The following is a 2,960-nucleotide window of genomic DNA, read 5'->3' as shown; positions in this document are numbered from 1 at the left end:
AGGTCGACGCGTATCCGGCCTCGGCCGACGAGGAAGGCGATCCGGTGACGCTGGCCGAGGCGCGCTCGCTGACCTTTGCCCACCGGCGCAAGGTGTTCCTCGTCTCGACGCCGACGATCCGGGGGCTGAGCCGCATCGAGCGCGAGTTCGAGGCCAGCGATCAGCGCCGGTATCATGTGCCGTGCCCGCATTGCGGCCATGTGCAATGGCTGAAGTTCGAGCGGCTCCGCTGGGACAAGGGCCAGCCGGACACCGCCGAATATCACTGCGAGGGCTGCGATGCGGCCATTGCCGAGCACCACAAGACGGCCATGCTGGCAGCCGGCGAATGGCGCGCGACCGCTGAGTCCGAAGATCCCGGCACCGTTGGCTATCACCTCTCGGCGCTCTACTCGCCGGTGGGCTGGCTCGGCTGGACCCGGATCGCGCGGGCGCACGAGGCGGCACGGGGCAGCGACGAAGCGCTGCGGGCGTTCCGGAACACCGTGCTTGGCGAGACCTGGATGGAGACCGGCGAGGCCCCGGACTGGCAGCGGCTGGCCGACCGGCGCGAGGCGTGGGCGCCGGGCACGGTGCCGGAAAAGGGGCTGTTCCTGACGGCGGGTGCGGATGTGCAGAAGGACCGGATCGAGGTCGATGTCTGGGCCTGGGGCCGCGGGCTGGAAAGCTGGCTGGTCGATCACATCGTTATCGAGGGTGGGCCCGGCGATCCGGACTGCTGGCAGACGCTGACGGACCTGCTGGTCCGGACATGGGCGCATGAGAGAGGCCAGCACCTGACCATCGCGCGGTTCGCGATCGACTCGGGCTTCGAGACCAGCGCGGTTTACGCGTGGGCGCGGCAGGTGGGTTTTGCGCAGGTCGCGCCCGTGAAGGGGCTCGAAGGCTTCAACCGGGCGAGCCCGGTGACCGGGCCGACCTATGTCGATGCCACCATCGGCGGCAAACGCCTGCGGCGCGGCGCGCGGTTGTGGAGCGTGGCGACCTCGACCTTCAAGGCCGAAACCTATCGCTTCCTGCGGCAGGACCGGCCGACACCCGAGGAAATTACTGCCGGTGCGTCCTTTCCGCCCGGAACCGTGCATCTGCCATCATGGGCCGATGCCGAATGGCTGAAACAGCTGACGGCCGAACAACTGGTGACCGTCAAGAGCAGGCGGGGGTTCACCAAACTCGAATGGCAGAAGCTGCGCGAACGCAACGAGGCGCTGGATTGTCGGGTGTATGCGCGGGCCGCCGCCTGGATTGCGGGGGCCGACCGCTGGTCGGAGGCGCGATGGGCAGATCTGGAAGACCAGCTTGGCGTGGCGAAGGCGAACGAGACCGACACCGGGCAAGGCGCTGCACCGCGCGCCCAAGGCCGGACTGCGCCACGACGACGGACCATGCGGTCGAGCTACATGGGGTGAGCGCTGATACTTCAGCGCGGTCGGAGCATCGTCTTTGCCGCGCGCAGCGGAGATGCTATCTCCAGGGAGGTAATAAAAGGACGGAGTAGCCAATGACCGAGCCAACCATCGCGCAAAAAGCCCCATTCCCGACGGATGTCGAAGAGGGCAAGACCTACATGTGGTGCGCCTGCGGCAATAGCAGCAATCAGCCTTTCTGCGACGGCAGCCACAAGGGCTCGGGCTTTTCCCCGGTGAAGTACACGGCCGAAAAGACCGGCAAGGTGTTCTTTTGCGGGTGCAAGCATACGAACAACGCTCCGCTCTGCGATGGCACGCATTCAAGCCTGTAAATTCCGGACAACGATCTCGGCAACGGCATGGCATCGACATCAGTCGCTGCCATGCCGATCAGGCTTTCAGTGTCCAGAATCAGCGAGCGTGCCCGGCACGGGTCGGGGACTCTGGTCGATCAGCGCCCAAGACCCTGCGCCGATCGCGCAAGGCTCCGTCGCAGGGAACGGTCGCGCTTGAGGTGCCATTCGCGGCGCATGGCCTCGATGCGGGAGGGCCATCGTTCGGCATAGATCAGGGTCCACACACTGCCGCGTGTCGATTTCGCGCCGATGCCGGAATTGTGCTCGGCCAGGCGACGTTCGAGATCGAGGGTCCACCCGACATAGGTGCGATACCGAGAGGCAGTCCGGCTGCCAAGGACATAGACAAACCCGGTCACAACGGCTTTTTGCGCGCATCGCCGCGATGCCTCAGGAGCGGCCCGCGCCGCCGCGCCGCGAAGTCGTTGATGCTCACGTGCAGGCTTCGCTCGTCGATGTCTTCCGGGTCGAAGGGCTTGCCGTACCATTCCAGCAGGCGCTCGTGGTCCTCGTGTTCGGGATCGGACACCGCTTCGAGGAACTCCTCGAACCCGGTGATGCCGCCAACGTCCTCGGGCGGGGCCCGGCGTGCGCCGGCGATGAATTTGGGATATACGGTATCCGCATCACCCTGCCGGACACTTTCGACGGTGATCCGGTGCCGCCAGTTATCTCCGAAGTCATAGACGTAGACGAACGCGCGCACGTCGCGATCCAGCAGTGTGCCAAGCCGGATCGCCCTGGCCTTGTAAACCTTGCGTTCGTAGATCTCGTCATCGGGATGCGGCTCGCCATAGATCTTGTCGCCGATCACGAACTCGTAAAGGTGGTAGTCCCACCAATCCATCACGACCTGAATGATGTCGTGCAGCGCGGCCAACGTGGTCGACATTGGCAGATCCAGCTCGCGCCAGACGAGGGGATCGGTGTCTTCGAGTTCAATGCGAATGCGGGCAACGGTTTCTGACATGTCCGGCTCCGGATGCTGCGATACCCTGAAGATAGAAGGCCGGCCGCATGTCCACAATCGTCGATCTGAAGTCCCGCCGTGACGCCCTCTCGGCACAACGCTCCTCCGGCGTGGCGCGGGTCAGCTATGACGGCAAGACCGTCGAGTATCGCAGCGTGGTCGAGATCGACCGCGCCATCGAGGCGCTGGACCGCGAGATCGCCGCGGCCGAGGGCCGGCGGATCG

The 2,960-nt window shown here is 65.4% G+C and carries 5 protein-coding genes; 3 read left to right on the top strand and 2 right to left on the bottom strand.

The features are described from left to right. Positions 1-1,409: phage terminase large subunit family protein (locus ROA7023_RS23225; protein ID WP_183073593.1), on the top strand; the 1,409-nt coding region annotated here is incomplete at its 5' end. Positions 1,410-1,501: 92 nt separating this feature from the next. Continuing rightward, positions 1,502-1,741 (top strand): CDGSH iron-sulfur domain-containing protein, encoded by a 240-nt coding sequence (locus ROA7023_RS23220; protein ID WP_085881316.1) that lies wholly within the window; start codon positions 1,502-1,504, stop codon positions 1,739-1,741. Positions 1,742-1,860: 119 nt separating this feature from the next. Here the strand turns inward: ROA7023_RS23220 and ROA7023_RS23215 are convergent, their stop codons facing one another. Then, positions 1,861-2,124 (bottom strand): GIY-YIG nuclease family protein, encoded by a 264-nt coding sequence (locus ROA7023_RS23215; protein WP_200812592.1) that lies wholly within the window; start codon positions 2,122-2,124, stop codon positions 1,861-1,863. Next, positions 2,121-2,735: a plasmid pRiA4b ORF-3 family protein gene (locus ROA7023_RS23210; RefSeq protein ID WP_085881315.1), complete on the bottom strand. Its 615-nt coding sequence runs from the start codon at positions 2,733-2,735 to the stop codon at positions 2,121-2,123. The genes ROA7023_RS23215 and ROA7023_RS23210 overlap by 4 nt, the downstream gene beginning before the upstream one ends. Positions 2,736-2,782: 47 nt before the next feature. On the opposite strand from ROA7023_RS23210, the gene ROA7023_RS25785 reads away from it, so the two are divergent. After that, positions 2,783-2,960 (top strand): phage head-tail joining protein (locus tag ROA7023_RS25785; RefSeq protein ID WP_121097559.1); only part of this gene is annotated, 178 nt, incomplete at its 3' end.

It is taken from the genome of Roseisalinus antarcticus (genome assembly GCF_900172355.1).
Taxonomy (GTDB): Bacteria; Pseudomonadota; Alphaproteobacteria; order Rhodobacterales; family Rhodobacteraceae; genus Oceanicola; species Oceanicola antarcticus_A.
Note: the sequence above shows the minus strand (reverse complement) of the source record. Positions and strands in the feature narration are given on the sequence as shown.